General features: G+C 53.0%; 24 protein-coding genes and 1 other annotated feature. Of the genes, 11 read left to right on the forward strand and 13 right to left on the reverse strand.

Translation table 11 applies throughout. The features are described 5' to 3' along the window. Window positions 1-185: 185 nt before the first annotated feature. Window positions 186-1,862: a YbaL family putative K(+) efflux transporter gene (gene ybaL, locus LDB27_RS16290; RefSeq protein WP_000546209.1), complete on the forward strand. Its 1,677-nt coding sequence runs from the start codon at window positions 186-188 to the stop codon at window positions 1,860-1,862. A 48-nt stretch (window positions 1,863-1,910) separates the two neighbouring features. Here ybaL and gsk read toward each other — a convergent pair whose 3' ends face one another. Next, window positions 1,911-3,215, reverse strand: a complete 1,305-nt coding sequence (gene gsk / locus LDB27_RS16295; RefSeq protein ID WP_000671592.1) for an inosine/guanosine kinase — start codon at window positions 3,213-3,215, stop codon at window positions 1,911-1,913. 152 nt (window positions 3,216-3,367) lie between these two features. Here gsk and aes point away from each other — a divergent pair, with 152 nt between their 5' ends. After that, the gene (gene aes / locus LDB27_RS16300) at window positions 3,368-4,339 is read left to right on the forward strand and encodes an acetyl esterase (RefSeq protein ID WP_000801785.1); all 972 of its coding nucleotides are present in this window, start codon (window positions 3,368-3,370) and stop codon (window positions 4,337-4,339) included. On the opposite strand, the gene hemH is transcribed toward aes, so the two are convergent. From hemH to LDB27_RS16340, 8 genes are all read right to left on the reverse strand, one after another. Then, window positions 4,336-5,298, reverse strand: a complete 963-nt coding sequence (gene hemH, locus LDB27_RS16305) for a ferrochelatase (RefSeq protein ID WP_001250131.1) — start codon at window positions 5,296-5,298, stop codon at window positions 4,336-4,338. The two genes, aes and hemH, sit on opposite strands and share 4 nt — an antisense overlap. Before the next feature lie 227 nt (window positions 5,299-5,525). Further along, window positions 5,526-6,170 carry an adenylate kinase gene (gene adk / locus LDB27_RS16310; RefSeq protein ID WP_001220237.1) on the reverse strand — a complete coding sequence of 215 codons (645 nt, stop codon included), beginning with the start codon at window positions 6,168-6,170 and terminating at the stop codon, window positions 5,526-5,528. 351 nt (window positions 6,171-6,521) lie between these two features. After that, window positions 6,522-8,396 carry a molecular chaperone HtpG gene (gene htpG / locus LDB27_RS16315; RefSeq protein ID WP_001523272.1) on the reverse strand — a complete coding sequence of 625 codons (1,875 nt, stop codon included), beginning with the start codon at window positions 8,394-8,396 and terminating at the stop codon, window positions 6,522-6,524. 110 nt (window positions 8,397-8,506) lie between these two features. Further along, window positions 8,507-9,112 carry a recombination mediator RecR gene (gene recR / locus LDB27_RS16320; protein WP_001195023.1) on the reverse strand — a complete coding sequence of 202 codons (606 nt, stop codon included), beginning with the start codon at window positions 9,110-9,112 and terminating at the stop codon, window positions 8,507-8,509. Further along, window positions 9,112-9,441: a YbaB/EbfC family nucleoid-associated protein gene (locus LDB27_RS16325; RefSeq protein ID WP_000467098.1), complete on the reverse strand. Its 330-nt coding sequence runs from the start codon at window positions 9,439-9,441 to the stop codon at window positions 9,112-9,114. The genes recR and LDB27_RS16325 overlap by 1 nt, the downstream gene beginning before the upstream one ends. A 45-nt stretch (window positions 9,442-9,486) precedes the next feature. Further along, window positions 9,487-11,415, reverse strand: coding sequence for a DNA polymerase III subunit gamma/tau (gene dnaX, locus LDB27_RS16330; protein ID WP_000121959.1), 1,929 nt, complete (start codon window positions 11,413-11,415; stop codon window positions 9,487-9,489). After that, window positions 10,090-10,154 (reverse strand) — a sequence feature (DnaX frameshifting element). It overlaps the preceding gene by 65 nt. 113 nt (window positions 11,416-11,528) lie before the next feature. Beyond that, window positions 11,529-12,080 carry an adenine phosphoribosyltransferase gene (gene apt / locus LDB27_RS16335; RefSeq protein WP_000127350.1) on the reverse strand — a complete coding sequence of 184 codons (552 nt, stop codon included), beginning with the start codon at window positions 12,078-12,080 and terminating at the stop codon, window positions 11,529-11,531. Between the two features lie 152 nt (window positions 12,081-12,232). Beyond that, window positions 12,233-12,610, reverse strand: a complete 378-nt coding sequence (locus LDB27_RS16340; protein ID WP_001189860.1) for a DUF454 family protein — start codon at window positions 12,608-12,610, stop codon at window positions 12,233-12,235. A 68-nt stretch (window positions 12,611-12,678) separates the two neighbouring features. On the opposite strand from LDB27_RS16340, the gene priC reads away from it, so the two are divergent. From priC to LDB27_RS16355, 3 genes are all read left to right on the forward strand, one after another. Then, on the forward strand, window positions 12,679-13,206 hold the full coding sequence (gene priC, locus LDB27_RS16345) for a primosomal replication protein N'' (protein ID WP_001530689.1): 528 nt from the start codon (window positions 12,679-12,681) through the stop codon (window positions 13,204-13,206). 13 nt (window positions 13,207-13,219) lie between these two features. After that, window positions 13,220-13,387 (forward strand): pleiotropic regulatory protein RsmS, encoded by a 168-nt coding sequence (gene rsmS / locus LDB27_RS16350; RefSeq protein ID WP_000051161.1) that lies wholly within the window; start codon window positions 13,220-13,222, stop codon window positions 13,385-13,387. A gap of 69 nt (window positions 13,388-13,456) precedes the next feature. Further along, on the forward strand, window positions 13,457-14,392 hold the full coding sequence (locus tag LDB27_RS16355) for an Rpn family recombination-promoting nuclease/putative transposase (protein ID WP_000440513.1): 936 nt from the start codon (window positions 13,457-13,459) through the stop codon (window positions 14,390-14,392). A 41-nt stretch (window positions 14,393-14,433) separates the two neighbouring features. On the opposite strand, the gene mscK is transcribed toward LDB27_RS16355, so the two are convergent. Both mscK and acrR read right to left on the reverse strand, forming a co-directional pair. After that, window positions 14,434-17,796, reverse strand: coding sequence for a mechanosensitive channel MscK (mscK, locus tag LDB27_RS16360; protein WP_000178246.1), 3,363 nt, complete (start codon window positions 17,794-17,796; stop codon window positions 14,434-14,436). Between the two features lie 118 nt (window positions 17,797-17,914). Then, entirely contained in the window at window positions 17,915-18,568 is a 654-nt protein-coding gene (gene acrR, locus LDB27_RS16365) for a multidrug efflux transporter transcriptional repressor AcrR (protein ID WP_000101755.1), read from the reverse strand. A gap of 141 nt (window positions 18,569-18,709) precedes the next feature. Here acrR and acrA point away from each other — a divergent pair, with 141 nt between their 5' ends. The 6 genes from acrA to LDB27_RS16395 all read left to right on the forward strand — a co-directional run bounded on the left by acrA (window position 18,710) and on the right by LDB27_RS16395 (window position 25,509). After that, window positions 18,710-19,903, forward strand: a complete 1,194-nt coding sequence (gene acrA, locus LDB27_RS16370; RefSeq protein ID WP_001039202.1) for a multidrug efflux RND transporter periplasmic adaptor subunit AcrA — start codon at window positions 18,710-18,712, stop codon at window positions 19,901-19,903. 22 nt (window positions 19,904-19,925) lie between these two features. Beyond that, a complete protein-coding gene (gene acrB / locus LDB27_RS16375) occupies window positions 19,926-23,075 on the forward strand; it encodes an efflux RND transporter permease AcrB (protein ID WP_001132508.1) in 3,150 nt (1,049 codons plus the stop codon). 495 nt (window positions 23,076-23,570) lie between these two features. Continuing rightward, window positions 23,571-23,945 carry an Hha toxicity modulator TomB gene (gene tomB, locus LDB27_RS16380; protein WP_000344807.1) on the forward strand — a complete coding sequence of 125 codons (375 nt, stop codon included), beginning with the start codon at window positions 23,571-23,573 and terminating at the stop codon, window positions 23,943-23,945. A 27-nt stretch (window positions 23,946-23,972) separates the two neighbouring features. Beyond that, window positions 23,973-24,191, forward strand: a complete 219-nt coding sequence (locus LDB27_RS16385) for an HHA domain-containing protein (protein WP_001280991.1) — start codon at window positions 23,973-23,975, stop codon at window positions 24,189-24,191. A gap of 178 nt (window positions 24,192-24,369) precedes the next feature. Next, window positions 24,370-24,921, forward strand: a complete 552-nt coding sequence (maa, locus tag LDB27_RS16390; RefSeq protein ID WP_001278791.1) for a maltose O-acetyltransferase — start codon at window positions 24,370-24,372, stop codon at window positions 24,919-24,921. Between the two features lie 117 nt (window positions 24,922-25,038). Beyond that, window positions 25,039-25,509 (forward strand): YlaC family protein, encoded by a 471-nt coding sequence (locus LDB27_RS16395; RefSeq protein WP_000136183.1) that lies wholly within the window; start codon window positions 25,039-25,041, stop codon window positions 25,507-25,509. A 55-nt stretch (window positions 25,510-25,564) separates the two neighbouring features. Here LDB27_RS16395 and ykgO read toward each other — a convergent pair whose 3' ends face one another. Both ykgO and LDB27_RS16405 read right to left on the reverse strand, forming a co-directional pair. Next, window positions 25,565-25,705 carry a type B 50S ribosomal protein L36 gene (ykgO, locus tag LDB27_RS16400; protein WP_001197749.1) on the reverse strand — a complete coding sequence of 47 codons (141 nt, stop codon included), beginning with the start codon at window positions 25,703-25,705 and terminating at the stop codon, window positions 25,565-25,567. Between the two features lie 5 nt (window positions 25,706-25,710). After that, on the reverse strand, window positions 25,711-25,971 hold the full coding sequence (locus tag LDB27_RS16405) for a type B 50S ribosomal protein L31 (protein ID WP_000801415.1): 261 nt from the start codon (window positions 25,969-25,971) through the stop codon (window positions 25,711-25,713). Window positions 25,972-26,022: the final 51 nt, after the last annotated feature.

The following is a 26,022-nucleotide window of genomic DNA, read 5'->3' on the forward strand; positions in this document are numbered from 1 at the left end:
CGCCTGTACATCCTGATGCCATCTTGCTTTGTCCATCCCATACTTATCACTTTTACGTTCCGTGCTCTTTTTGCCTTCAGATCGTATCTTTTTATAAAACACAACCATTTTTTATAAACATCCTGATTGAAATTGTCATAAACTATTACCCGGAGTTTTGGAGTCCAGCAACCAAAGGAGACGGAATGCATCACGCTACCCCGCTTATCACCACCATTGTCGGCGGCCTTGTGCTCGCTTTTATTCTCGGCATGATTGCCAACAAATTGCGTATTTCTCCACTGGTGGGATATCTGTTAGCGGGCGTTCTGGCGGGACCTTTTACCCCTGGTTTTGTTGCGGATACCAAACTGGCGCCGGAGCTGGCGGAGCTCGGCGTGATTCTATTGATGTTCGGCGTCGGGCTGCATTTTTCGCTGAAGGATTTGATGGCGGTAAAGTCTATCGCCATTCCCGGCGCTGTCGCTCAGATAGCGGTGGCGACGCTGCTGGGTATGGCGCTTTCCGCCGTGCTGGGATGGTCATTAATGACCGGCATCGTTTTTGGGCTCTGTCTGTCTACCGCCAGTACCGTCGTCCTGCTGCGCGCGCTTGAGGAGCGACAACTCCTTGATAGCCAGCGCGGACAAATCGCCATCGGCTGGCTGATTGTCGAAGATCTGGTGATGGTGCTGACGCTGGTCTTGCTGCCCGCCGTTGCCGGCATGGTGGAAAAAGGCGATGTCGGCATAGCCTCGCTGACGGTCGATATGGGGATAACCATTGGTAAAGTGGTGGCGTTTATCGCCATCATGATGCTGGTCGGACGCCGCCTGGTGCCGTGGATTATGGCCCGCAGCGCCGCCACCGGCTCGCGCGAATTATTTACCCTTTCCGTACTGGCGCTGGCGTTAGGCATTGCGTTTGGCGCGGTAGAACTGTTTGACGTCTCTTTTGCGCTGGGCGCGTTCTTCGCTGGAATGGTGCTTAATGAGTCGGAACTGAGTCACCGGGCGGCGCACGATACGTTGCCGCTGCGCGACGCCTTTGCCGTCCTGTTTTTTGTTTCCGTCGGCATGTTGTTCGATCCGTTAGTCTTGATCCAACAGCCGCTGGCGGTGCTGGCGACGCTTGCCATTATCGTCTTTGGTAAATCGATCGCTGCGTTTTTCCTGGTGCGTATGTTCGGCCACTCGCCGCGAACCGCGCTGACCATTGCAGCCAGCCTGGCGCAAATCGGCGAGTTCGCCTTTATTCTCGCCGGACTCGGCATGGCGCTCAACCTGCTGCCGCAAGCGGGACAGAACCTGGTGCTGGCAGGCGCTATTTTGTCGATTATGCTTAATCCCGTACTGTTTACCCTGCTGGAGAAGTATCTGGCGAAAACCGAAACGCTGGAAGAGCAAACTCTGGAAGAGGCTATCGAAGAAGAAAAGCAAATTCCGGTGGATATCTGTAATCATGCCCTGCTGGTGGGTTTTGGCCGCGTAGGCAGTCTGCTGGGAGAAAAACTACTGGCGGCGGGGATTCCGCTGGTGGTTATCGAAACGTCCCGTACCCGCGTGGATGAACTGCGCGAACGCGGGATTCGCGCCGTGCTGGGCAACGCCGCTAACGAAGAAATCATGAATCTGGCGCATCTGGACTGCGCTCGCTGGCTGTTATTGACCATCCCCAACGGTTACGAAGCCGGCGAGATTGTCGCCTCAGCGCGGGAAAAAAGTCCTGATATCGAGATAATCGCCCGCGCACACTATGATGATGAAGTGAAATATATTACCGAGCGGGGAGCCAATCAGGTAGTGATGGGCGAGCGAGAAATTGCCCGGGCGATGCTGGAACTGCTTGAAACGCCGCCCGCGGGTGAAGTCGTCGCCAGTTAAGGGTTTGCCGGACGGCCCGATGCGCGCAGCGCCATCGGGCAAGCCAGATTAGCGATCCCAGTACGACTCTTCCAAGCTGTCCTCACGCTCCGGCAGCCCGCGTGTCAGACGCGGAGAATGCTGATTCAGTACCTGATAACTGACACGGTTAGCATATTTACACACCTGCGCCAGCGACGAATAGGTCAGCCAGGTGAATTTGTGCTTACTGGAGTTCGGTACGTTGCTACGATGGTAACTGTTCGCCGTAATATCGTGCAGCAGCGCCGCCAGCGCACCATCGCCCGCGCCGTTGGTGTTCATGATTTTTTCCGGCCCGCCCATATACGGCGCAATATGCGAATAAACGCGCAGCGGATTAATACAATCTTTATGGCGCATTGCCCGGCTAAATTCATACTGGTTAAATTCAGCAATAGCCCCTGGCAGCAGCGGATGCTGGGTTTTACGTTTTGCTTCCTCTTCGGTGAAGCCCGCCATATATAACCCTATCGGCCCGGCGGTGCATAACACCAGGTCGACCCAGTCCAGCGCCTTATCCGCCGCCAGCAGCGGGTCGTTTTCTCCGGTCAGCGCTTCCGCTTCTTCTTCGTTCATTGCCAGAATCGAGACATTCTCTTTGAGAAACGCCTGCCACCACTGCGGATTATCGGCGATCACAAATTTGGTGCCCAGCGTCATGACAACCGGCACGTTATGCTTTTTCGCGTATTCGATCGCTTTCATCGTCGCGTCAGGCATCGGTTCGCCAGGCTTACAGCGCACCAGATATGAGGTCAACACCAGCGCGGAAGCGCCAGCGATCACCGCTTCCGGAATACTTTCCGCCCGTAACTGATTCATATGGCCGGGGCTGATAGCGAAGGTACGCTCGCCGGATTCGCCAATCAGCGTGAAACAGCGGCCAATCGGGCCATCTACCGCTTGCAGATAATTCAGGTCGGTACGGCTGGAAGTATTACACAGGTAGCGATAAGCGTAGCTGCCAATCTCAATATTGCTGCACATCACGCCCAGTAACACCGAACGGTCATCCGCCAGTACCGAGTAATTATGCATCGTATTGCCTATGGTGCCGCCAGCAAACTGATGGGTGATCAGATTTTCCCGCGTCAGTTCCTGATACAGCTTCTCCGCCACCTCGTCTTCTATCACCAGAGAATGCCCGGCGCTTAATCCATAGCGTGTAATAAAATCGTCATCCACTTTCGCCTCAATATCCACCAACGTCTGGTCGATACCGACGACCCAGGAGGCGTTGGTTTCCTGTTCTGGCTGAATTTGTTGCAACAACGGGTCACGCGCATTGACGGGAAAATAGTGTTTGGATTTACGTTTACCGGGAAATTTCATGATTGTGCTTACGGATGAATAACGGAGCGCTGCATGGTAGCACATTCCCCCCGCTGCGCGCGACGGACGATGGCGTTTCAATATCGGACGACGAGATCGCAGTTTCTCCGGCCGCGTTTTTTACAATGGTTCACTTTCACAAGGAGCGTTTTATGAAGCCGGAAAATAAAATTCCCGTACTCACCCGACTGTCAGACGAAATGACAGCCGTCGTAAACTTCCAGCAACCAGGCCTTCCCCCCTGGCCTGCCGATGGCGATATTGAGACTCAGCGTCAGTATTATCTTCTTGAGCGCCGTTTCTGGAATGCCGACGCGCCGTCCATGACCACCCGCACCTGCGCCGTCCCTACGCCTTATGGCGATGTAACAACCCGGCTCTACTCGCCGCAGCCGACCAGTCAGGCCATCTTATACTATCTGCACGGCGGCGGATTTATCCTCGGTAATCTGGATACGCATGACCGGATAATGCGTCTGCTGGCGCGTTATACCGGCTGCACCGTGATCGGTATTGATTATTCGCTGTCGCCGCAAGCGCGTTATCCGCAGGCCATCGAAGAAACCGTCGCGGTATGCAGCTACTTCTCTCAACATGCCGATGAATACTCGCTCAACGTGGAGAAAATCGGTTTCGCCGGGGATTCCGCAGGCGCCATGCTGGCGCTTGCCAGCGCGCTCTGGCTACGTGATAAGCACATTCGCTGCGGTAACGTTATCGCGATTCTGTTGTGGTATGGGCTGTATGGGTTGCAGGATTCGGTAAGCCGCCGTCTGTTCGGCGGCGCGTGGGACGGCCTGACGCGTGAAGATCTGGACATGTACGAAAAGGCCTATCTGCGTAACGAAGACGATCGGGAATCGCCCTGGTATTGTCTGTTTAATAACGATCTCACGCGCGATGTGCCGCCCTGCTTTATTGCCAGCGCGGAGTTTGATCCGCTCATTGATGACAGCCGCTTGCTGCACCAGACATTACAGGCGCACCAGCAGCCCTGCGAATACAAAATGTATCCCGGCACGCTGCACGCCTTTCTGCACTATTCGCGAATGATGACAATCGCCGACGATGCCTTGCAGGACGGCGCGCGCTTCTTTATGGCGAGGATGAAGACGCCGCGTTAACGGTACGGCGCCGTGAGTTTTAACATCATATCAATATGTTCCGGCGTCGCGTTCAGCGCCGGAATGTACGCATATTTTTTACCGCCCGCTTCAAGGAAAATCTCGCGGTTCTGTTCCGCTATCTCTTCCAGCGTCTCCAGACAATCCGCGGCAAATCCCGGACACATGACCTGAATATGGCCAGTCCCCTTTTCACCCAACATTTTTAGCGTTTCATCGGTGTACGGCGTCAGCCACGGTTCACGGCCAAAGCGCGACTGGAACGTCATCATTACCTTTTCCGGCGGCAGTCCCAATGCGGAAACCAGTTCGCGCGTGGTATCGCGACAGCGCTGCGGGTAGTCATCGCCTTCATCCGCATAACGTTGTGGAATGCCGTGATAGGAGAGCAGAAGCACATCCGGCTCGCCGTGTCTGGCGAACGACTCACGCGCGCTTTTCGCCAGCGCATCGATATAAGCGCCGTCATCCGCGTAATCGCGAATAAATGAGATACCGGGAATACGGCGTTTACGCGCCAGTATCCGCCCCAGTTCGTCCCAGACTGCGCCCACCGTTGAGCAAGAGTATTGCGGGTACAACGGCAGCACGACGATATGGTCGACGTCGCTTGCTAACAGTTCATCGACAGCGCTTTCCAGCGAGGGCGAGCCGTAGCTCATCCCCAGCGCGACGGGCGTGTCTGGCAGCCGCGCGGCCAGCGCCTGTTGCTGTTCGCGGCTATATACCATGAGCGGCGAACCGCCATCCATCCAGATAGATTGATAGAGTTTCGCGACGCGCGGCGAACGCAGCGGTAAAATAACGCCACGCAGCAGCGGCCACCACAGCAGACGAGGAGTATCCACCACGCGTCTGTCGCTTAAAAATTGTTTCAGGTAGCGCTTTACCGCTTCGGAAGTTGGGGCATCTGGCGTGCCAAGGTTAGCCAGCAGGATACCGGTTTTCGTCTGACGCATTGCCGCCTCTTATCTATTCAAATTGTTGATAATTGTAGCGGAAAAGTGATAAAGAAGAACTAATTGCTGCGAGAGGTAAGACGAGAATTTGCCGAATGGCGCTAACGATGCCAGTAGGCCGGATAAGGCGTTCAGGCCGCATCCGGCACCGATTGCCTGATGGCGTTACGCTTATCAGGCCTGCGGGATAATGGCAGGCCTGATAAGCGGTTCACTACGCGAAAAAATTAACCGAGGATTTTTTCCAGCGCTGCGCGCACGTCGGCAACGGCCTGCGTACCATCAACTTTAGCGTATTTGGTGTTGCCCGCTTCCGCTTCTTTCTGGTAGTAGCCAATCAGCGGCGCGGTCATCTGATGATATTCCACCAGACGTTTGCGAACGGTCTCTTCCTGATCGTCTTTACGGGTGGTCAGATCTTCGCCGGTGACGTCATCTTTGCCTTCCACTTTCGGCGGATTAAACTTTACGTGGTAAACGCGGCCAGAGGCGGCGTGTACGCGACGACCCACAATACGGTCAACGATCAGTTCGTCCGGTACGTCGAATTCCAGCACGTAATCCACGACAATACCCGCTTCTTTCATCGCGTCAGCCTGCGGGATCGTGCGCGGGAAACCGTCCAGCAGAAAACCGTTACGGCAGTCTTCCTGGGCGATACGCTCTTTAACCAGCGCAATCACCAGTTCATCGGTCACCAGTTTACCGGCGTCCATGATATCTTTCGCCTGTTTGCCCAACTCGGAGCCTGATTTCACTGCGGCACGCAGCATATCGCCAGTGGAGATTTGCGGAATACCATATTTCTCCATGATGAACTGAGCCTGAGTTCCTTTACCCGCGCCCGGAGCGCCAAGCAGAATAATACGCATTACGAAAATCCCCTCAAAGGTTGTCGATATTTTTTAAAAAGCGCTAAACGATACCACCATCACGCATTTCGCTCAAGGAAGCCGCCTGATGCTGAAACGGTTAACGAAGAGAAATCCAGAAAAGAGAAGGTATTATAAAAAATGCCGGATGGCGCTGGCGCTTATCCGGCCTACAAACAGTACTCGTCCGTAGGCCGGATAAGCGCCAGCGCCATCCGGCAGTCACAAAACAGTACCCGCCGTAGGCCGGATAAGACGCTTCGCGTCGCCATCCGGCAGTCACAAAACAGTACTCGCCCGTAGGCCGGATAAGACGTTTCGCGTCGCTATCCGGCAATCAGATGAGCGTTATCAGGACACCAGCAACTGGTTCATACGGCGGATAAACTGGTTCGGATCTTCCAGCGTACCGCGTTCAGCGAACAGCGCCTGATCCAGCAGCAGCTCGACCCACTCTTTAAACTGCGCTTCATCCTCGGTATCGGCAGTGCGTTTGACCAGCACATGATCCGGGTTGAGCTCAAAGATGTATTTCACTTCCGGCACGGACTGACCGGCCGCGGCGAACAGTTTCGCCATCTGGGTGCTCATTTCATCCGCATCGGTGGTGACAATCGCCGGCGTGTCGGTTAAACGATGCGTCAGACGCACCTCTTTCACGCGATCGCCCAGCAGGGTTTTGACACGCTCCACGAACGGCTCAAGCGCCTTTTCCGCTTCTTTCGCGTTTTCGTCGACTTCATCCGCCAGTTTTTCGATGGACTCATCGGCTTTAGCGACCGACTGGAATGCTTTACCGTCAAACTCGGTCAGGTAGTTCATCATCCACTCGTCGATGCGATCGGAGAGCAGCAGCACTTCGATGCCTTTCTTACGCAGCAGCTCCAGGTGCGGGCTGTTTTTCGCCGCCGCATAGCTGTCTGCGGTGATGTAGTAGATTTTTTCCTGCCCTTCTTTCATCCGGGAGACGTAATCTTCCAGCGACACGGTCTGGGCGGAAGAGTCGGTATGGGTGGAGGCAAAGCGCAACAGTTTAGCGATCGCTTCCTGGTTGGCGTGATCTTCCGCCGGGCCTTCTTTCAGCACCAGACCGAACTGTTTCCAGAAGGTTTGGTATTTTTCCGCGTCGTCTTTCGCCAGTTTTTCCAGCATTTGCAGAACGCGTTTGGTTAGGGCGCTGCGCAGATTACGCGTTACCGTGCTGTCCTGCAGGATTTCACGGGAGACGTTCAACGGCAGGTCGTTAGAATCAATCAGGCCGCGCACGAAGCGCAGATAGTTCGGCATGAACTGCTCGGCATCGTCCATAATGAACACGCGCTGTACGTAAAGCTTCAGACCATGTTTGTGATCGCGGTTCCACAGATCCCACGGCGCCTGCGACGGGATATACAGCAGGCTAGTGTACTCCTGCTTACCTTCCACGCGGTTGTGGCTCCAGGTCAGCGGATCGGTGAAATCATGCGCGATGTGCTTGTAAAACTCGTTGTACTCGTCGTCTTTAATTTCCGACTTGTTACGGGTCCACAGCGCCTGGGCCTTGTTGATTTTCTCCCAGGAAATCACGGTTTCGCCGTCTTTTTCTTCCCGTTTTTCAATCTCTACCGGCAATGCGATGTGATCGGAATATTTACTGATAATCGAGCGTACGCGCCAGTCATCGAGGAATTCATCTTCGCCTTCACGCAGGTGTAAGGTGATTTCCGTACCACGGTCATTTTTGGTGATATCGGCAACGGTGTATTCGCCTTCGCCTGCCGATTCCCAGAACACGCCATTTTCCGGCTTGTCGCCTGCCGCACGAGTACGTACGGTCACTTTATCGGCCACAATAAACGCGGAATAGAAGCCCACGCCAAACTGACCGATGAGCTGGCTATCTTTCGCCTGATCGGACCCCATTGATTCGAGGAAAGATTTGGTGCCGGACTTGGCAATGGTGCCTAAGTGGTCAATCACCTCATCACGATTCATCCCCACGCCGTTATCGGCAATGGTCAACGTACGCTTATCTTTATCGAAAGAGACGCGCACACGCAGCTCGCCATCTCCTTCATACAGGTCCGGGTTTGACAGAGCGCGGAAACGCAGCTTGTCCGCCGCATCTGAGGCGTTAGAGATGAGTTCACGCAGGAAGATTTCTTTATTGGAATAAAGAGAATGGATCATCAGGTGCAGAAGCTGTTTAACTTCTGACTGAAAACCACGCGTTTCTTGTCCTTTCATGTGGATAGACCTCAACAATGCCATTTTTAATGGTAAAAATACGTTGAGGGTGAGATGGGGACAAGCGGGTGTGATTTCAAGCGGAGGCCGCGAATGCCGCCTCCGTTTGTTCAGAAAATAATCTTATGGCGTCCCGCCAGCGAGTGGGACAGCGTCGTACCGTCGACCATCTCCAGTTCGCCGCCAACCGGCACGCCGTGGGCGATACGACTGGCTTCGACGCCGGCCTCCGCGCACAGCTCGGCAATATAGTTCGCGGTAGCCTCCCCTTCAACCGTCGGGTTGGTCGCGAGGATCAGCTCACTGATTTTTTCTGACGCCAGCCGCTGTTCCAGACGATCGAGACCGATATCATCCGGCCCGATGCCGTCCAGCGGCGACAGGTGGCCCATCAGCACGAAATACCGCCCGGAAAATTGCCCGGTCTGCTCAATGGCGTAGATATCCGCAGGACTCTCCACCACGCAAATCTGGCCGTTTTCCTGACGCCGCGGGTTCGAGCAGATATTACAAACATCCTGCTCGGTAAAGGTGCGGCAGTCGGCGCAGTGACCGATTTCCGACATCGCCCGGGTCAGCGCCTGCGCCAGGCGCATTCCGCCGCTGCGATCGCGCTGCAACAGGGTAAACGCCATCCGCTGCGCCGACTTAGGGCCGACGCCCGGAAGGCAGCGCAACGCTTCCATAAGCTGAGTTAACAGCGGACTGGTTTGCATCAGAATGGCATCTTAAAGCCTGGCGGCAGTTGCATACCGGAAGAGACGGAGGCCATCTTCTCTTTTTGCGTCTCTTCAATGCGGCGCGCCGCATCGTTGAAAGCCGCAGCGACCAGATCTTCCAGCATCTCTTTGTCATCTTCCAGCAGGCTTGGGTCAATTTCCACGCGGCGGCAGTTATGCGCGCCGTTGATGGTAACCTTCACCAGACCCGCGCCGGATTCGCCGGTCACTTCCAGCTGCGCAATCTCTTCCTGCATTTTCTGCATTTTTTCCTGCATCTGCTGGGCCTGTTTCATCAGATTGCCCAGACCGCCTTTTCCAAACATAAGCTCTCTCTCTTGATGGTTCACAATCGCAAGCCAGGCTTACGATCAAATGGGGCGGATACTCTCTTCATCCAGCTCGGCGTCGAAGAATCGACGCAGCGTCTGAATGTTATTATCCGCGATAATTGACTCACGCGCTTGCGCGAGTTTCTCTTCATAAATGGCCTGACGCCATTCCAGCGGCGTACGCACCGCGGGATTATCATCTTCAACGATGGTCAGTTCAACCGTCGTTCCCGTCAGATCGCTGAGCGCTTGCGCCAGCTTTTGCTGCGCGCCGCTGGAATTGAGGTGCCGCTGCGTCGAGCGCAGATGCAGACAAACCGCGTTGCCGTTCTGCTCCTTCCAGGCATTGAGCGCCACCTGCTCCACCAGCTTAGGCAAAGAAAGCTGGCTTACCTGCGCCGCCCACGGATCGCGCTCAATCGCCTCCGCCGCCAGTTTAGCCGCCAGCTCCGGCGTTTTTTCATGCTCCAGAGCTTTCTTAAGCGCTTTTGGCGTAGCCACCACTTCTTTGGTTTGTACTACCGGCGTGGTGGCCTTCCAGCGATAAGCCTCTTTCTTTACTGGCGCCGTTTCCAGCGCAGACGGCGTCGGGCGCGCCTGTACGCGCTCCGAAACCGAGGCCAGCCGCTCCAGCGCAGAGTTATTCACCGGCCGCGCGCGGGATGCGGCTGCCGGTTCACTCTTTTTTGTTTTGGTTACTCCCTGCGCGCGCTGTAGCTGATTGCGCGCCGCCAGCACCTGACTGGTAGACGCCGGCAGCGGCGTTGGCGATGTCTGCGGCGCGGGCGCCGACTGCTGCTGCACCTGTGGCGGCGTCATTACCGCCGTTGGGGCCACAGCCGCAAAAGACTGCCGCGGCGTTTCAGGCTCCGGCAAGGGCATACGCGGGTGAAACGCCAGCGCACGCAGTAACGTCATTTCAACGCCCATCCGCCGGTCCGGCGCCCAGGGCAATTCTTTGCGACCAATCAACAACGTCTGATAATAGAGCTGAAGGTCGCCGGGAGGCACCGTCCGGGCAAGTTCGCGCATCCGTTGCTCGATAGCCGCCATATCGCTGCCTAACGCGGCAGGCGAAAGTTGCACCATCGCAATACGGTGCAGCAGGCTAAGCATTTCGACCAGCAGCGCTTCCCATTCAATACCGCGCGCCGCCGCCTCGTTGATAAGCGACATGACGCGTTCGCCGTTAGCGTCAACCACTGCCTCGACTAATGACAAAGCCTGGTCGTCGTCCAGCGTACCGAGCATGGCGCTTACCGCCTGCGTCGAAACCTGCCCGTCGCCGCTGGCGATCGCCTGGTCAGTCAGACTTAATGCATCGCGCAGGCTGCCGTCAGCCGCACGTGATAACAACTGCAACGCGCGGGGTTCGTGAGCGATATGTTCCTCATTGAGAATATGCTCAAGCTGATGGCGAATCTGTTCAACATCCAGAGCTTTGAGATGAAACTGTAGGCAGCGCGACAAAATGGTCACCGGCAGCTTCTGCGGATCGGTGGTCGCCAGTAAAAATTTCACATGCGCTGGCGGCTCTTCAAGCGTTTTAAGTAACGCATTAAAGCTGTGGCGCGACAGCATGTGGACTTCATCGATCAGATAGACTTTAAAGCGACCGCGCGCAGGCGCGTACTGGACGTTATCCAGCAGGTCGCGGGTGTCTTCGACTTTGGTACGCGATGCGGCGTCAATCTCAATGAGATCGACAAAACGCCCCTGCTCAATTTCCCGACAATTATCGCAAACGCCGCACGGCGTCGCGGTAATACCGGTTTCGCAGTTCAGCCCCTTCGCCAGCAGTCGGGCGATAGAGGTTTTACCGACGCCGCGCGTGCCGGAAAAAAGATATGCGTGATGAATGCGCCCTAACGACAAGCCGTTCGCCAGTGCGGTCAGCACATGTTCCTGGCCGACGACGTCAGCAAAGGTTTGTGGGCGCCATTTTCTGGCTAAGACCTGATAACTCATTGGCAGGCTCTGAAACGCTGGAAGGTGGATTCATAGAAGGGTAATGCTAACACAACCTCGCCGATACAGCGAGGTTGTCTCTCTGGCTAAAATAGCAGTGCGGATAGCCTGAATCAATGCCCTGGAAACGGCACCAGGCTATAACAGGTAATCCCCTGCTTTTCCAGACGCTGCTCGCCGCCCAGATCGAACAAATTGATGATGAACGCCGCATCGGTGACTTTCCCGCCCAGACGACGGATCAGCTTCACGGTCGCCTCAATGGTGCCGCCAGTCGCCAGCAGATCGTCCACGACCAGCACGTTGTCGCCAGGTTTAATCGCATCGACATGGATTTCCAGCTGATCGGTGCCGTACTCTAATTCATAGGTCTCGGCAATAGTTTCACGCGGTAATTTGCGCGGTTTACGTACCGGAACAAAACCAACGCCCAGCCCAAGCGCAACCGGCGCGCCAAACAGGAAGCCACGCGCTTCGGTGCCGACCACTTTGGTGATACCCGCATTTTTATAACGCTCAACCAACAATTCAATACTGAGCGCGTAGGCTTTCGGGTCTTCCAGTAAGCTGGTGACATCACGGAAAAGAATGCCCGGTTTCGGGTAATCCTGAATGCTTTTGATGCTGTTTTTGAGAAACTCAAGCTGCTGTGCAGTCGCGGTCATGGATATATGCCTGCTAAGTACGGTGTTACTCACGGCGCAATACTTTTCAGTCAGGGGTAACGCTCGGTTACTCTTTGACCGCCTGCGCCTGTGCTCGAAAACGGTCGAATTTACTGGCTGTGAACGACAATTGCAACAGCGATTCGTGTGCTTCAGCGCTTTTGTTGCTTTTCATCAATCACCGGTATCCGCCACATAAAAATCAGCAGGCAGGCCAAAATAACCAATAGCAGCACCCGCACCCACATCATATTCACCAGCCACAGCGAGATACCAAAGGTCAGCAATATCAACGCGATCGCTCGCGGTTTCGCTCCCGGCGGCATGGCCCGATAGCGCTGCCAGTGGCGCAGATAACCGCCAAACCATGAACGGTATAACAACCAGGCATGGAAACGCGGCGACGAGCGGGCGAAACACCAGGCCGCCAGTAAAATGAACGGCGTAGTCGGCAACAGGGGCAAAACCACGCCCAATGTCCCTAATACTACCGCCAGCCAGCCAATGATGATTAAAATAGTACGTTGCATAATGCGAATCGTTATCAAACAGAAGGCTACTGTAGCACAGCCTGTCTTATTTTCATCGGGGTGTTGAATTGAAAACCGCTATGCTGTTACAGACGCTGGAAGAGAGGCTGGCGACGCTACGCCAACGCTGCGCGCCGCTGGCGCAACATGCGACGTTAAGCGCGCGCTTTGACCGACATCTTTTCCGTACCCGCAGTACTCTGTTGCAGGGATATCTGGAAGAGGCTGACGCCAATCTCGCCGCGTTGCGTCAGGCGGTAAAACATGAGCAACTGCCGCAAGTCGCCTGGCTGGCGGAACATCTGGCTTCGCAACTGGAGGCGATATCGCGTGAAACCGCCGCCTGGTCGCTGCGCCAGTGGGACACCGCCGCGCCAGGGCTTGGCCGTTGGCAGCGCAGACGAATACAGCATCAGGAGTTTGAACGTCGACTACTGGCGATGACACAGGAGCGCAAAATTCGTCTGGCGCAAGCGACCAGCCTTGTCGAACAACAAACGCTGCAAAAGGAAGTCGAGATCTATGAAGGACGGCTGGCGCGCTGCCGACATGCGCTGGAGAAAATAGAAAACGTACTGGCGCGTTTAACCCGTTAATCCTGGAGAAAGTATGTCGCTTGAAAATGCCCCTGATGAAGTCAAACTGGCCGTGGATTTAATTGTGCTGCTTGAAGAGAATCGCTTACCGGCACGAACGGTGCTACGCGCGCTGGAAATAGTTATGCGTGATTATGAAAACAAGTTAAAAAGTACGGAAGACGACTCGCAAACAGAGTAATTGCCCTCTGGTTTGTCCTCGTTGTCGCTGACAGAGTGGTCGCTACAGTCAGGCAACAAGGGACGGGTCATGGAACGTCTACCCACCACGCCGCACGATGCGGTATTTCGACAGATGCTGATGCAAAAAGAGGTCGCCCGCGACTTTCTGGCTATCCACTTGCCAGAAGACTTTCTTGCAATCTGCGATCTGGATTCACTGAAGCTGGAGTCAGGGAGTTTTGTTGAAGACAATTTACGCAGCCGCTATTCAGATATCCTCTACTCTCTGCATACCCAACACGGCCCCGGGTATGTTTACGCGCTCATTGAACATCAGAGCAAATCAGACCGGCTGATGGCTTTTCGCCTGATGCGTTACGCCATTGCCGCCATGCAGCGTCATCTGGATGCCGGTCATGATACCTTGCCGCTGGTGGTGCCAATCCTCTTTTATCACGGTCCGGAAAGCCCGTGGCCCTATAGCCTTAACTGGCATAATATGTTTGTGAAACCGGATATGGCGAAGGCCTTATACAGCTGCGAATTTGCGCTGGTCGACCTGACGATAATGCCGGATAATCAGCTTTTGCAGCATCGGCGGATAGCGATGTTAGAGCTCCTGCAAAAACATATTCGTCAACGCGATTTAAGCGAACTGCTCGACCCCCTTATCACGCTTTTAACGCAGGATCATTTGACGGACACGCAGCTCAGTGTGCTGATCAACTATATGTTGAAAGCAGGAAACGCCGCAGAACCCGGGGCGCTGATTCGTCAACTGGCGCAGGGCGCGCCGCAGTATAAGGAACAACTGATGACAATAGCGGAATGGCTGGAAGAAAAAGGCCGAACGGAAGGGTTGCAAAAAGGCCTGCAAAAAGGGCTTGAGCAAGGTTTAGCACAAGGCCGTGAGGCCGAAGCGCGCGCTATTGCCCGCAAAATGCTTGCCAACGGGCTGGAACCCGGGCTCATCGCCAGCGTCACCGGCATTACGCCGGAAGAGCTTTCTACGCTTTCGCATTAGCGGCGCCGCGCGCACTCATAAAGCGCGCGGCCCACCGCCTTTTAGCTTGCCGTAGGCGCCAGATCGCCGCCGTTGAGATCGCGCTTCACTTCAGTGACTTCGTCACCCTTCGCGTTATGCAGATGCACCTCAAGCTGGTTAAAGGCGATATTGATATCATTTTCACGGCATAGTCGATCGATCGCGCGGTTCAGTTCATCCACCGTATGGCTACGATCGCGCAATTCACGCACGTACAGACGCAGTTCATGATCCAGAGTGCTGGCGCCAAAGGTGGTGAAGAATACGGCAGGTTCCGGATCGTGCATCACCTTCGGATGCTCCATCGCCGCCTGTAGCAGGACTCTTTTCACTTTCTCCAGATCCGAGCCATAGGCCACGCCAAGCCGGATCACCAGACGAGTCGTGGTATCGGAGAGGGACCAGTTAATCAGCCGCTCCGTTACGAACGCTTTGTTCGGAATGATCACTTCTTTACGATCAAAATCGGTAATAGTGGTGGCGCGAATACGAATCTTACTGACCGTACCGGAATAGGTGCCGATCGTTACCGTATCGCCAATGCGTACCGGACGTTCGAAGAGGATGATTAAGCCCGAGACAAAGTTACCGAAGATCTCCTGTAGCCCAAAGCCGAGACCCACCGACAACGCCGCCGCCAGCCACTGGAGTTTATCCCACGAGACGCCGAGCGATCCGAATACTGTCATCGCGCCAACAGCGATAATGACGTAGTTAAGGATCGTGGTGATCGCATACGAAGCCCCCTGGCGCATATTGAGGCGTGAAAGCACCAGCACTTCCAACAGGCCGGGTAAGTTGCGGATGAGCGCCCAGGCCACCATCGCGGCAATAATGGCGAATAGCAAGCTACCCATCGTCACGCTTTTCACCACCGCAGCGCCAGCTTCGGAGCCGTTGTAGTGCCACAGCGTGATGCTATCAAGATAGCTGAATACGGTGATCAAATCGGACCAAATCGCCCAGAACATGACGCCGAACAGGGCAAGCATTAGCAGCATCGTGATACGTAATGTTTGCTGGTTAATTTGCTCCAGCGCGATGGCGGGTTCCTCCTGTGGTTCCGCGCCTTCCGCTCCCTCTTTTACCAGGTTCTGACGACGAGCCAGCGCGCGTCGCCAGGCAATCCGGCGCGCCGCTACGCTTAACCCGCGCAGCACCGTTTGATAAAGCAGGTTCCAGATAATGACCAGATAGACGGTTTCAATCCAGCGTCCCGCCAGGCGCAGCGTGGTATAGAAATAGCCGGTCGCCGTTAATACCATTAACGCCACCGGAATAATGGAAAGAATCGTCACGGTCACCAGTCGAATGCCGTGAGATTCTTTATCGCGCCAGCTTTCCCGGCACAGTGGCCACACCAGCAATGTTATGACCAGCAGATTGAGGAAAATAACCGCCTGCCCCAGCACGTCATCCATCAGATTCAGCGGCGACAACTCCGCCACCACAGACCAAAAGTGCAGCGGCAGCAATGCGAGGCTAATGCGTACAATCTGGCGACGCCAGTGGCTGGTCAACTGCGCTGGCATACCAAAATGGCGTATCGCCACGCCCTCTTTTTCCAGCACCTTCCAGCACAGCCCAAAGACCAGCCAGAACATTGCGAGCTTTTTACTAAAGGCCCAAAGCAGATCGCTGATATTTAGCTGCATGGTCAGCAGGATCAGTCCAAGCGCGAGAATAATCAGGCACACCGGCAGCGCGCGGATCAGATCGATCAGAATAGCTTTTGGCGTATTGAGCTGACTATCGTTACGCAGCGATCCCACGGCGGCGGCCAGCTTCTGTTGATACGCTTTTAACCATTTCAGACGCCAGCGGATTAAACCGGCGATGAGCAAGAGCGGCAACCCGGCCAAAAAAGCAATAAACACCGCGGGCCAGGCTTTTTGCCAGTTCACCGTGATTTTCATGGCGCTGAATTGCTCTTTTAACGTTTGGGGGAACGCTTTAAGCCAGTCCCAGTCCATAGGGCGGTTACTGTTCACCCAAAAAATCTGCTGCGTCAGAATGGCTTTCAGATTTTTCGAGACGCTCATCAACTGCTGCTGGTTAACTTGCAGGTTAATCGCCATCATCAGCTGGTTACCCAACTGTTTATTTAGCTGATCCAATAGCTCACGGCGCATCTCCACTACCTGAAGCAACGCATCATGAACTTCATCATTCACCTCGCTGGTATGCCCCTCCTCCAGCTTGTCGACAAAGGCATCGCTTTGGAATAAGGCATCACGCTGCTGGTTGATTTCAAACTGCTCCAGACGCAAATCCGCAATGCGGTTGGTCATATCTTCGAGTTCGTCGGCGGAGGGCAGGGTTTGCTGCTGTTGATAAAGAATACGCGACAGCAACAGGCTGCCTTTTAAGACGGCAATCTGTTCTTTGATATTTCTTTCCGACTGCAGCGCGCGATCGAGCCAGTTTTTCACTTTAATGTTTTGCTGCATCAACATATTGCCGTTTTCGGTCGCGACAATCAGACGCTGGCTGAGTTGATGGTTAATATCCAGTTCCTGTTTTACCAGCGGGTTCGCCTGGATACGCGCCGTTTCGTCCGGCGAAATGGCCTCCTGGGCCGTTTTTTCCGTTAGCGTAAGTCGTTTGCTGTTGACCGCCTCCTGTAAAAGTTGAAGCTGATGTTCAAGGCGATTACTGTTGGCCGTCACGTAATCGCGCTGTTTTTGCAGGGTGTCCTGCAAAACGGTATTTCCTTCAAGACTCTTACGTTGCTGGTCGATCTGTGCATTAAGCAGCGCCTGTTGTGCCTGTAATAACACCTGTTGGCTGGGGCGAAGCGCGGCTTCCCCGACGTTATTGCCGTCCAGACGGTTACGGATTTGCTGTATTTGCTGCGAGGCGGTATACATGGCGTTTTGCACGCGCTCAGGCTGGGTCTGTAGCGAAACAAGCTGGCTGTTATAAGCTGCAAGATCGTTTTGCGAATTTTGCAAATCATCCAGTACCTGCGCCACACGCAGCTCAAGCTGACGTAACGAAAGCGCACTCAGCGTTTTTCGCATTTCATCATCATTATCGACATCGCTCAGCGCATTCAACGCAGCCGTCGCCTGGCGCATTTTTTCAGGCGCCTGCGCCACTTTCTGCCGTAGCTGTACGGTCTCCTCTTTCACCCGCTCGATTTTCTCCAGCGTAGCTAACGTATCAATAAGGTCCTGCTGGACGAGCTTATCCTGGGCGGAGAGATCTTTTTGCTTATTCAGCGTATCCAGCTGGTTTTGCACATCCGCTTTTGACGGCAGGTCGCCATTCGTTTGCCCCCGGGCAAATGCCAGAGACTGACAGGACAGCAGGATAATAAGGACGCTAATTGTAATAAAAACAAAATGCTGTGAACGTTTATAAAGCTGCAACATAGTCATGAGAATGAAGTGTCTGAACCGGCAAGCAGACCGGAAATAATTGAGTCGCAAGAATATCACGCCTGTAACAAACAGAATAGCGACACAGAAAATGTCCAGGAGTTTTCCTGGAATATTATCAGGGGGAGCCGTTGACCGTCGACGCGCGCAGCGTCGGACACAATTGATACATCTCCAGCAGGATCGTGACGTAGGCGCGAGCTTCTTTTTTTAAATCAAACGATTGCGGAGCAAATAACCAGTTTTCCATGAGCCCTGAAATAAAGCTGCGCATCAGTATCGCCGCACGACGGGTCAGCAGATTTTCAGGCAGCATTTTAGCATTAATACAATGTTTTAACGTTTGTTCAATCCGATCGTAACTTTCCAGACAAAGGCTACGTTGCGCCTGTTGAACCACAACCATTTCTCCGACAAACTCACATTTATGGAATATAATCTCCATCAATAAGCGGCGTCGTTCTTCTGTTACAGTAGCTTCAAGAATATGGACTAAAATTTCTCTTAATACAGATAGTGGATCGTCGGGGAATTTTGCCTGATACTCAATCTCAAGCTCACCAATATTGGATTCTGATAGCTCCCAGATCTCACTGAATAAATCCGACTTATTTTTGAAATGCCAATAGATTGCGCCGCGCGTCACGCCAGCAGCGTTCGCAATCTCCGCCAGCGAGGTTGCTGATACGCCTTGCTGCGAGAACAAACGCAGGGCCACATCCAGGATGTGTTGTCGTGTCTCCAGCGCTTGTTGTTTGGTTTTTCGTGCCATATGTCGGTGAATTTACAGGCGTTAGATTTACATACATTTATGGATGTATGTACCATAGCACGACGATAATATAAACGCAGCAATGGGTTTAAGGACCTTTGACCATTGACCAATTTGAAATCGGACACTCGAGGTTTACATATGAACAAAAACAGAGGGTTAACGCCTCTGGCGGTCGTTCTGATGCTCTCAGGCAGCTTAGCGCTAACAGGATGTGACGACAAACAGGACCAGCAAGGCGGCCAGCAGATGCCAGAAGTTGGAGTTGTCACACTAAAAACGGAACCACTGCAAATCACAACTGAACTTCCGGGTCGTACCGTTGCTTACCGTATCGCCGAAGTTCGCCCGCAGGTAAGCGGCATTATCCTGAAGCGTAATTTCGTTGAGGGAAGTGATATCGAAGCGGGAGTCTCTCTCTATCAGATTGATCCTGCGACCTACCAGGCGACTTACGACAGCGCTAAGGGCGATCTGGCAAAAGCGCAGGCCGCCGCGAATATCGCTGAACTGACGGTGAAGCGTTATCAAAAGCTGCTGGGTACGCAGTACATCAGTAAGCAGGAATACGATCAGGCGCTGGCTGACGCGCAACAAGCGACTGCCGCCGTTGTCGCAGCAAAAGCCGCCGTTGAAACCGCACGTATCAACCTGGCGTATACCAAAGTCACCTCACCGATTAGCGGTCGTATTGGTAAGTCATCCGTAACGGAAGGCGCGCTGGTACAGAACGGTCAGGCGTCGGCGCTGGCGACAGTGCAGCAGCTGGACCCTATTTATGTCGATGTGACCCAGTCCAGCAATGATTTCCTGCGCCTGAAGCAGGAGCTGGCAAATGGTTCGCTGAAGCAGGAAAACGGCAAAGCGAAGGTCGATCTGGTGACCAGCGACGGTATCAAATTCCCGCAATCCGGTACGCTTGAGTTCTCCGACGTGACCGTTGACCAAACCACCGGATCTATTACTTTGCGCGCCATCTTCCCTAACCCGGATCACACCTTATTGCCAGGAATGTTCGTTCGCGCACGTCTGCAGGAAGGGACAAAACCAACGGCATTACTGGTTCCACAACAGGGCGTTACCCGTACTCCACGCGGCGATGCCACGGTGCTGGTGGTTGGCGCTGATAACAAAGTGGAAACCCGCCAAATCGTCGCAAGCCAGGCGATCGGCGATAAGTGGCTGGTGACTGACGGGTTGAAAGCGGGCGACCGCGTAGTCGTCAGCGGGCTGCAAAAAGTACGTCCTGGCGCACAGGTTAAAGTGCAGGAAATTACCGCGGATAACAAACAGCAAGCCGCAAGCGGTGATCAACCTGCTCAGCCCAGGTCTTAACTTAAACAGGAGCCGTTAAGACATGCCTAATTTCTTTATCGATCGCCCTATATTTGCGTGGGTGATCGCCATCATCATCATGTTGGCAGGGGGGCTCGCGATCCTCAAATTGCCGGTAGCGCAATATCCGACGATTGCGCCACCAGCAGTGACGATCTCCGCAACCTACCCTGGCGCTGATGCGAAAACGGTACAGGATACCGTCACGCAGGTTATCGAACAGAACATGAACGGTATCGATAACCTGATGTATATGTCCTCCAACAGTGACTCCACGGGGACCGTGCAGATCACGCTGACCTTTGAATCCGGTACCGATGCGGACATCGCGCAGGTTCAGGTTCAGAACAAGTTGCAACTGGCAATGCCGTTACTTCCCCAGGAAGTACAGCAACAGGGCGTAAGCGTTGAGAAGTCCTCAAGTAGCTTCCTGATGGTAGTGGGCGTCATTAACACCGACGGCACCATGACCCAGGAGGATATTTCGGATTACGTTGCCGCCAATATGAAAGATCCGATCAGCCGTACCTCTGGGGTGGGCGACGTCCAGCTGTTTGGTTCGCAGTATGCGATGCGTATCTGGATGAATCCGACAGAGCTGACCAAATACCAACTGACGCCGGTCGACGTGATTAACGCGATCAAAGCGCAGAACGCCCAGGTCGCGGCAGGTCAGCTCGGTGGTACGCCGCCGGTAAAAGGCCAGCAGCTTAACGCATCGATTATTGCCCAAACGCGTCTGACCTCAACGGATGAGTTTGGCAAAATCCTGCTGAAGGTGAATCAGGATGGCTCTCAGGTTCGTCTGCGGGATGTAGCGAAAATTGAGCTTGGCGGCGAAAACTACGACGTCATCGCGAAATTTAACGGTCAGCCAGCGTCAGGTCTTGGCATCAAACTGGCTACCGGCGCCAACGCGCTGGATACCGCTACCGCTATTCGCGCCGAACTGAAAAAAATGGAACCGTTCTTCCCGCCAGGGATGAAAATCGTCTACCCGTATGACACCACGCCGTTCGTGAAGATCTCTATTCATGAAGTGGTAAAAACGCTGGTCGAAGCGATTATCCTCGTGTTCCTGGTGATGTACCTGTTCCTGCAGAACTTCCGCGCGACGTTGATTCCGACTATTGCGGTTCCGGTGGTGTTGTTGGGAACCTTTGCCGTGCTTGCGGCATTCGGTTTCTCGATAAACACGCTGACGATGTTCGGGATGGTGCTCGCCATCGGCTTGCTGGTGGATGACGCCATCGTGGTGGTCGAGAACGTCGAACGTGTTATGACGGAAGAAGGCCTTCCGCCGAAGGAAGCGACGCGCAAATCCATGGGCCAGATTCAGGGCGCATTGGTGGGTATCGCGATGGTACTGTCGGCGGTATTTATTCCGATGGCCTTCTTTGGCGGCTCAACCGGGGCAATTTATCGTCAGTTCTCTATCACCATCGTATCGGCGATGGCGCTGTCGGTGCTGGTCGCGCTGATCCTGACGCCCGCGCTGTGCGCGACGATGCTCAAACCCGTCGCCAAAGGCGATCATGGCGAAGGGAAAAAAGGCTTTTTCGGCTGGTTTAACCGCCTGTTTGATAAGAGCACGCATCACTACACCGATAGCGTAGGCAATATTCTGCGCAGCACCGGGCGTTATCTGCTGCTCTATCTCATTATCGTCGTCGGTATGGCTTATCTGTTCGTTCGTCTGCCAAGCTCTTTCTTGCCGGATGAAGACCAGGGCGTATTCCTGACAATGGTCCAGCTCCCCGCCGGCGCGACGCAAGAGCGCACGCAAAAAGTGCTGGATGAGGTCACGGATTACTATCTGAACAAAGAGAAAGCCAACGTTGAATCGGTATTCGCCGTCAACGGCTTCGGTTTTGCAGGGCGCGGTCAGAATACCGGTATTGCATTCGTGTCGTTGAAAGACTGGGCCGATCGTCCAGGCGAAAAAAACAAGGTTGAAGCGATTACCCAGCGGGCAACCGCAGCGTTTTCACAAATTAAAGATGCGATGGTCTTCGCCTTTAACCTGCCGGCGATTGTTGAACTGGGCACCGCAACCGGGTTTGACTTCGAGTTGATTGACCAGGCGGGACTTGGTCATGAAAAACTGACCCAGGCACGTAATCAGTTGTTCGGCGAGGTGGCGAAATATCCTGATCTGCTGGTCGGCGTTCGACCTAACGGTCTGGAAGATACGCCGCAGTTTAAAATCGATATCGACCAGGAAAAAGCTCAGGCGCTGGGCGTGTCTATTAGCGACATTAATACCACGCTGGGCGCAGCATGGGGCGGCAGCTATGTAAACGACTTTATCGATCGCGGTCGTGTGAAGAAAGTTTACGTGATGTCCGAAGCGAAATACCGCATGTTGCCGGATGATATTAACGACTGGTACGTTCGTGGTAGCGATGGTCAGATGGTGCCGTTCTCCGCATTCTCCTCTTCCCGCTGGGAATATGGTTCGCCGCGTCTGGAACGCTATAACGGTCTGCCTTCGATGGAAATTCTGGGTCAGGCGGCGCCAGGCAAGAGTACCGGTGAAGCGATGGCGATGATGGAAGAACTGGCCAGCAAGCTGCCGTCAGGCATTGGGTATGACTGGACCGGGATGTCCTACCAGGAACGGTTGTCCGGCAACCAGGCCCCTGCCCTGTATGCTATCTCGCTGATCGTCGTCTTCCTGTGTCTGGCGGCATTGTATGAGAGCTGGTCTATCCCGTTCTCCGTAATGCTGGTTGTTCCGCTTGGGGTTATCGGCGCGCTGCTGGCCGCGACCTTCCGCGGACTGACTAACGACGTTTACTTCCAGGTGGGCCTGCTCACAACCATTGGGTTGTCGGCGAAGAACGCGATACTTATCGTCGAATTCGCCAAAGACTTAATGGATAAAGAAGGGAAAGGTCTGGTAGAAGCGACGCTGGAGGCTGTCCGGATGCGTTTGCGCCCGATTTTGATGACCTCGTTAGCGTTCATGCTGGGGGTTATGCCGCTGGTTATCAGTTCCGGCGCGGGTTCCGGCGCGCAGAATGCGGTAGGTACTGGCGTACTGGGCGGGATGGTAACGGCAACCGTACTGGCTATTTTCTTCGTACCGGTCTTCTTTGTGGTGGTACGCCGCCGCTTTAGCCGTAAAAGCGAAGATATTGAGCATAGTCATTCGACAGAACATCGCTGATTTGCTCACTGTAGATAAGGCCGCGCAAGCGGCCTTTTTTACGCAAAAATCATAAAATACGCTTATTGTTAGATTGATTATTTTTTGCCATATTAATAAAAGGTATAATCCTTACTGCGTTAAAGGCTTTTCTTAGGAAAGTTGGCCATTTCTTAATTCAGCCATTAATTAAGAAATATTAAGAATATTCCTGGCTATTTTCTCCTGTCAGAGTCTATTGTTTTAGCCTGAAAAGCTAAAAAACGTTAACCCAATGATTACACAAACAATAAAACTGGTTCCTTTTTAGGCGACCGACGATCACTGTTAAAATTCGAAAAAGTATGGCAACACGCGGCTTTCACGCAATTGTAATTTTTCGTAATATGACGATGAAAAGTTTTTTAGAGTAGATTATAGTTAAATCATAAGGTGACGTGGGAAGTACCAGGTTAGTTAGTTGTATCCATCCCGAAGGTGTTCGGTTAGTTTAAGCCACTAAAAAGGGGATGCATTATGGACGAATACTCACCCAAAAGACATGATATAGCACAGCTTAAATTTCTTTGCGAAACCCTGTATCATGACTGTCTTGCAAACCTTGAAGAAAGCAACCATGGCTGGGTTAATGACCCGACCTCAGCAGTCAACCTGCAGCTCAATGAGCTGATAGAACATATTGCAACTTTCGCTCTTAATTATAAAATTAAGTACAATGAAGACAATAAATTGATTGCGCAGATAGATGAATACCTGGACGACACCTTTATGTTGTTCAGCAGCTATGGTATTAATACGCAGGATTTGCAAAAATGGCGTAAATCGGGCAACCGCCTGTTCCGTTGTTTCGTCAACGCCACCAGGGCTAATCCTGTTAGTTTGTCTTGTTAAAAATTATTACAATCATAGGTAGAATTTATGTCTGATAAACCATTAACTAAAACTGATTATTTGATGCGTTTACGGCGCTGTCAGACAATTGACACTCTGGAGCGCGTCATTGAGAAAAATAAATATGAATTGTCCGACAATGAGCTGGCTGTATTTTACTCAGCTGCGGATCACCGTCTTGCAGAATTGACAATGAACAAACTCTACGACAAGATCCCCTCTTCAGTATGGAAATTCATTCGTTAATCACGCTACATTACTTTTTAGAGAACACGCAGGTGTTATCTGCCTCCTCGTTCTGGCTAATAACACAACGGGCTATTATAAAACAGTGATATAGATCACATACCAATAGCAGGGAACGTTCCCTCTAATACTTTATTATTGCTTCTATTGCGATAATATCCACCAAGGGGAGCGCGCGATGAGTGACGAAAAACAAAAAATGATCGCTGGGGCACTGTATTGCCCGACCGATGAAACTTTATGCCAGGATCGACTGCGGGCGCGTCAACTCATCCATCAATACAATTATACTACGCCTGATGAAATAAATAAGCGTCAGGCGATTTTACGCGACCTGTTGGGTCGATGCGAAGACGCCTATATTGAACCTTCCTTTCGTTGCGACTACGGCTATAATATTTTTCTTGGTCACTCCTTTTACGCTAACTTCGACTGCGTCATGCTTGATGTTTGCCCAATTCATATTGGCGATAATTGTATGCTCGCGCCAGGGGTACATATCTATACCGCCACGCACCCGCTGGACGCCGTCGAACGCAACAGCGGCAGAGAATTCGGTAAACCCGTCACTATTGGAAATAACGTCTGGATAGGCGGACGAGCCGTCGTTAATCCTGGCGTAACCATCGGCGATAACGTCGTCGTCGCTTCAGGCGCTGTGGTGACAAAAAACGTACCGCCAGACGTCGTGGTAGGCGGAAACCCGGCGCGAATCATTAAAAAATTGTAGCCAAAATGATAACTGTTATGCTAATTCGGGGCTAATCTGTTACTTTTTTCACGTTACACCTCCCTTTAAAATGGGCTGTTATTACCTCCTATGTCGCAGAAATCATGAAGGCAAAAGATGACAGAGATACAGCGCCTGCTTAGCGAAACTATTGATGACTTAAACGTCCGTGAAAAACGCGATAACAGGCCGCGTTTTAGTATCAGTTTTATCCGCAAGCATCCTGGGTTATTTATCGCGATGTATGCGGCCTGGTTTGCGACGCTGGCGGTCATGCTGCAATCAGAAACGCTGGTGGGGTCAGTGTGGCTGTTAGTGGTGTTATTTATCGCATTTAATGGCTTCTTCTTTTTCGACATCGCCCCGCGTTATCACTATAACGACATCGATGTGCTGGACCTCCGGGTCTGTTACAACGGCGAATGGTACAACACCCGCTTTGTTCCCCCCACGCTCATTGAGACGATTCTTCAATCTCCACAGGTGGATAATGAACATAAAGTCCAGCTGCAAAAAATGGTTGCCCGTAAGGGCGAACTTTCCTTCTACGATATTTTTACGCTGGCCCGCGCAGAAGCCAGCCGGTAATAAAAAAGTGCGCACCCTCCCTGGTACGCACTGCTTTCCCTGAACTGTTGTTTTTTTAACGCCTTTTTTTACGCCCCTGAACCGCCTTAAAACGCGGATTTGTTTTACAAATCACGTATAAGCGTCCTTTGCGTTTGACTATCTGGCAATCCGGATGCCGTTGTTTTGCATTGCGAAGTGAGTTTAACACCTGCATTTCATTTACCCCCTTTTAGCGCCGATAAAATGACCGAAACGTTTCTGGAAGCGTGCGGCGCTACTTTCGCTATCAAACGTTTTCTGTCTACCGGTATAAAAAGGATGCGATTTTGATGACACATCAATAGTGACATACGGATATGTCACGCCGTCCAGTTCGATTTCACGTTCAGTTTTGATAGTTGATCCCACTTTCACATATTCATTTGCGCTGGTGTCGTGAAATACGACGGTGCGGTATACAGGATGAATATCAGGTTTCATTGCGCCCTCTCAATTATGTTATAACATAACAATAAAATACGCTATCAACGC

This window comes from Salmonella sp. JXY0409-18 (assembly GCF_020268625.1).
Classification (GTDB): domain Bacteria; phylum Pseudomonadota; class Gammaproteobacteria; order Enterobacterales; family Enterobacteriaceae; genus Salmonella; species Salmonella enterica.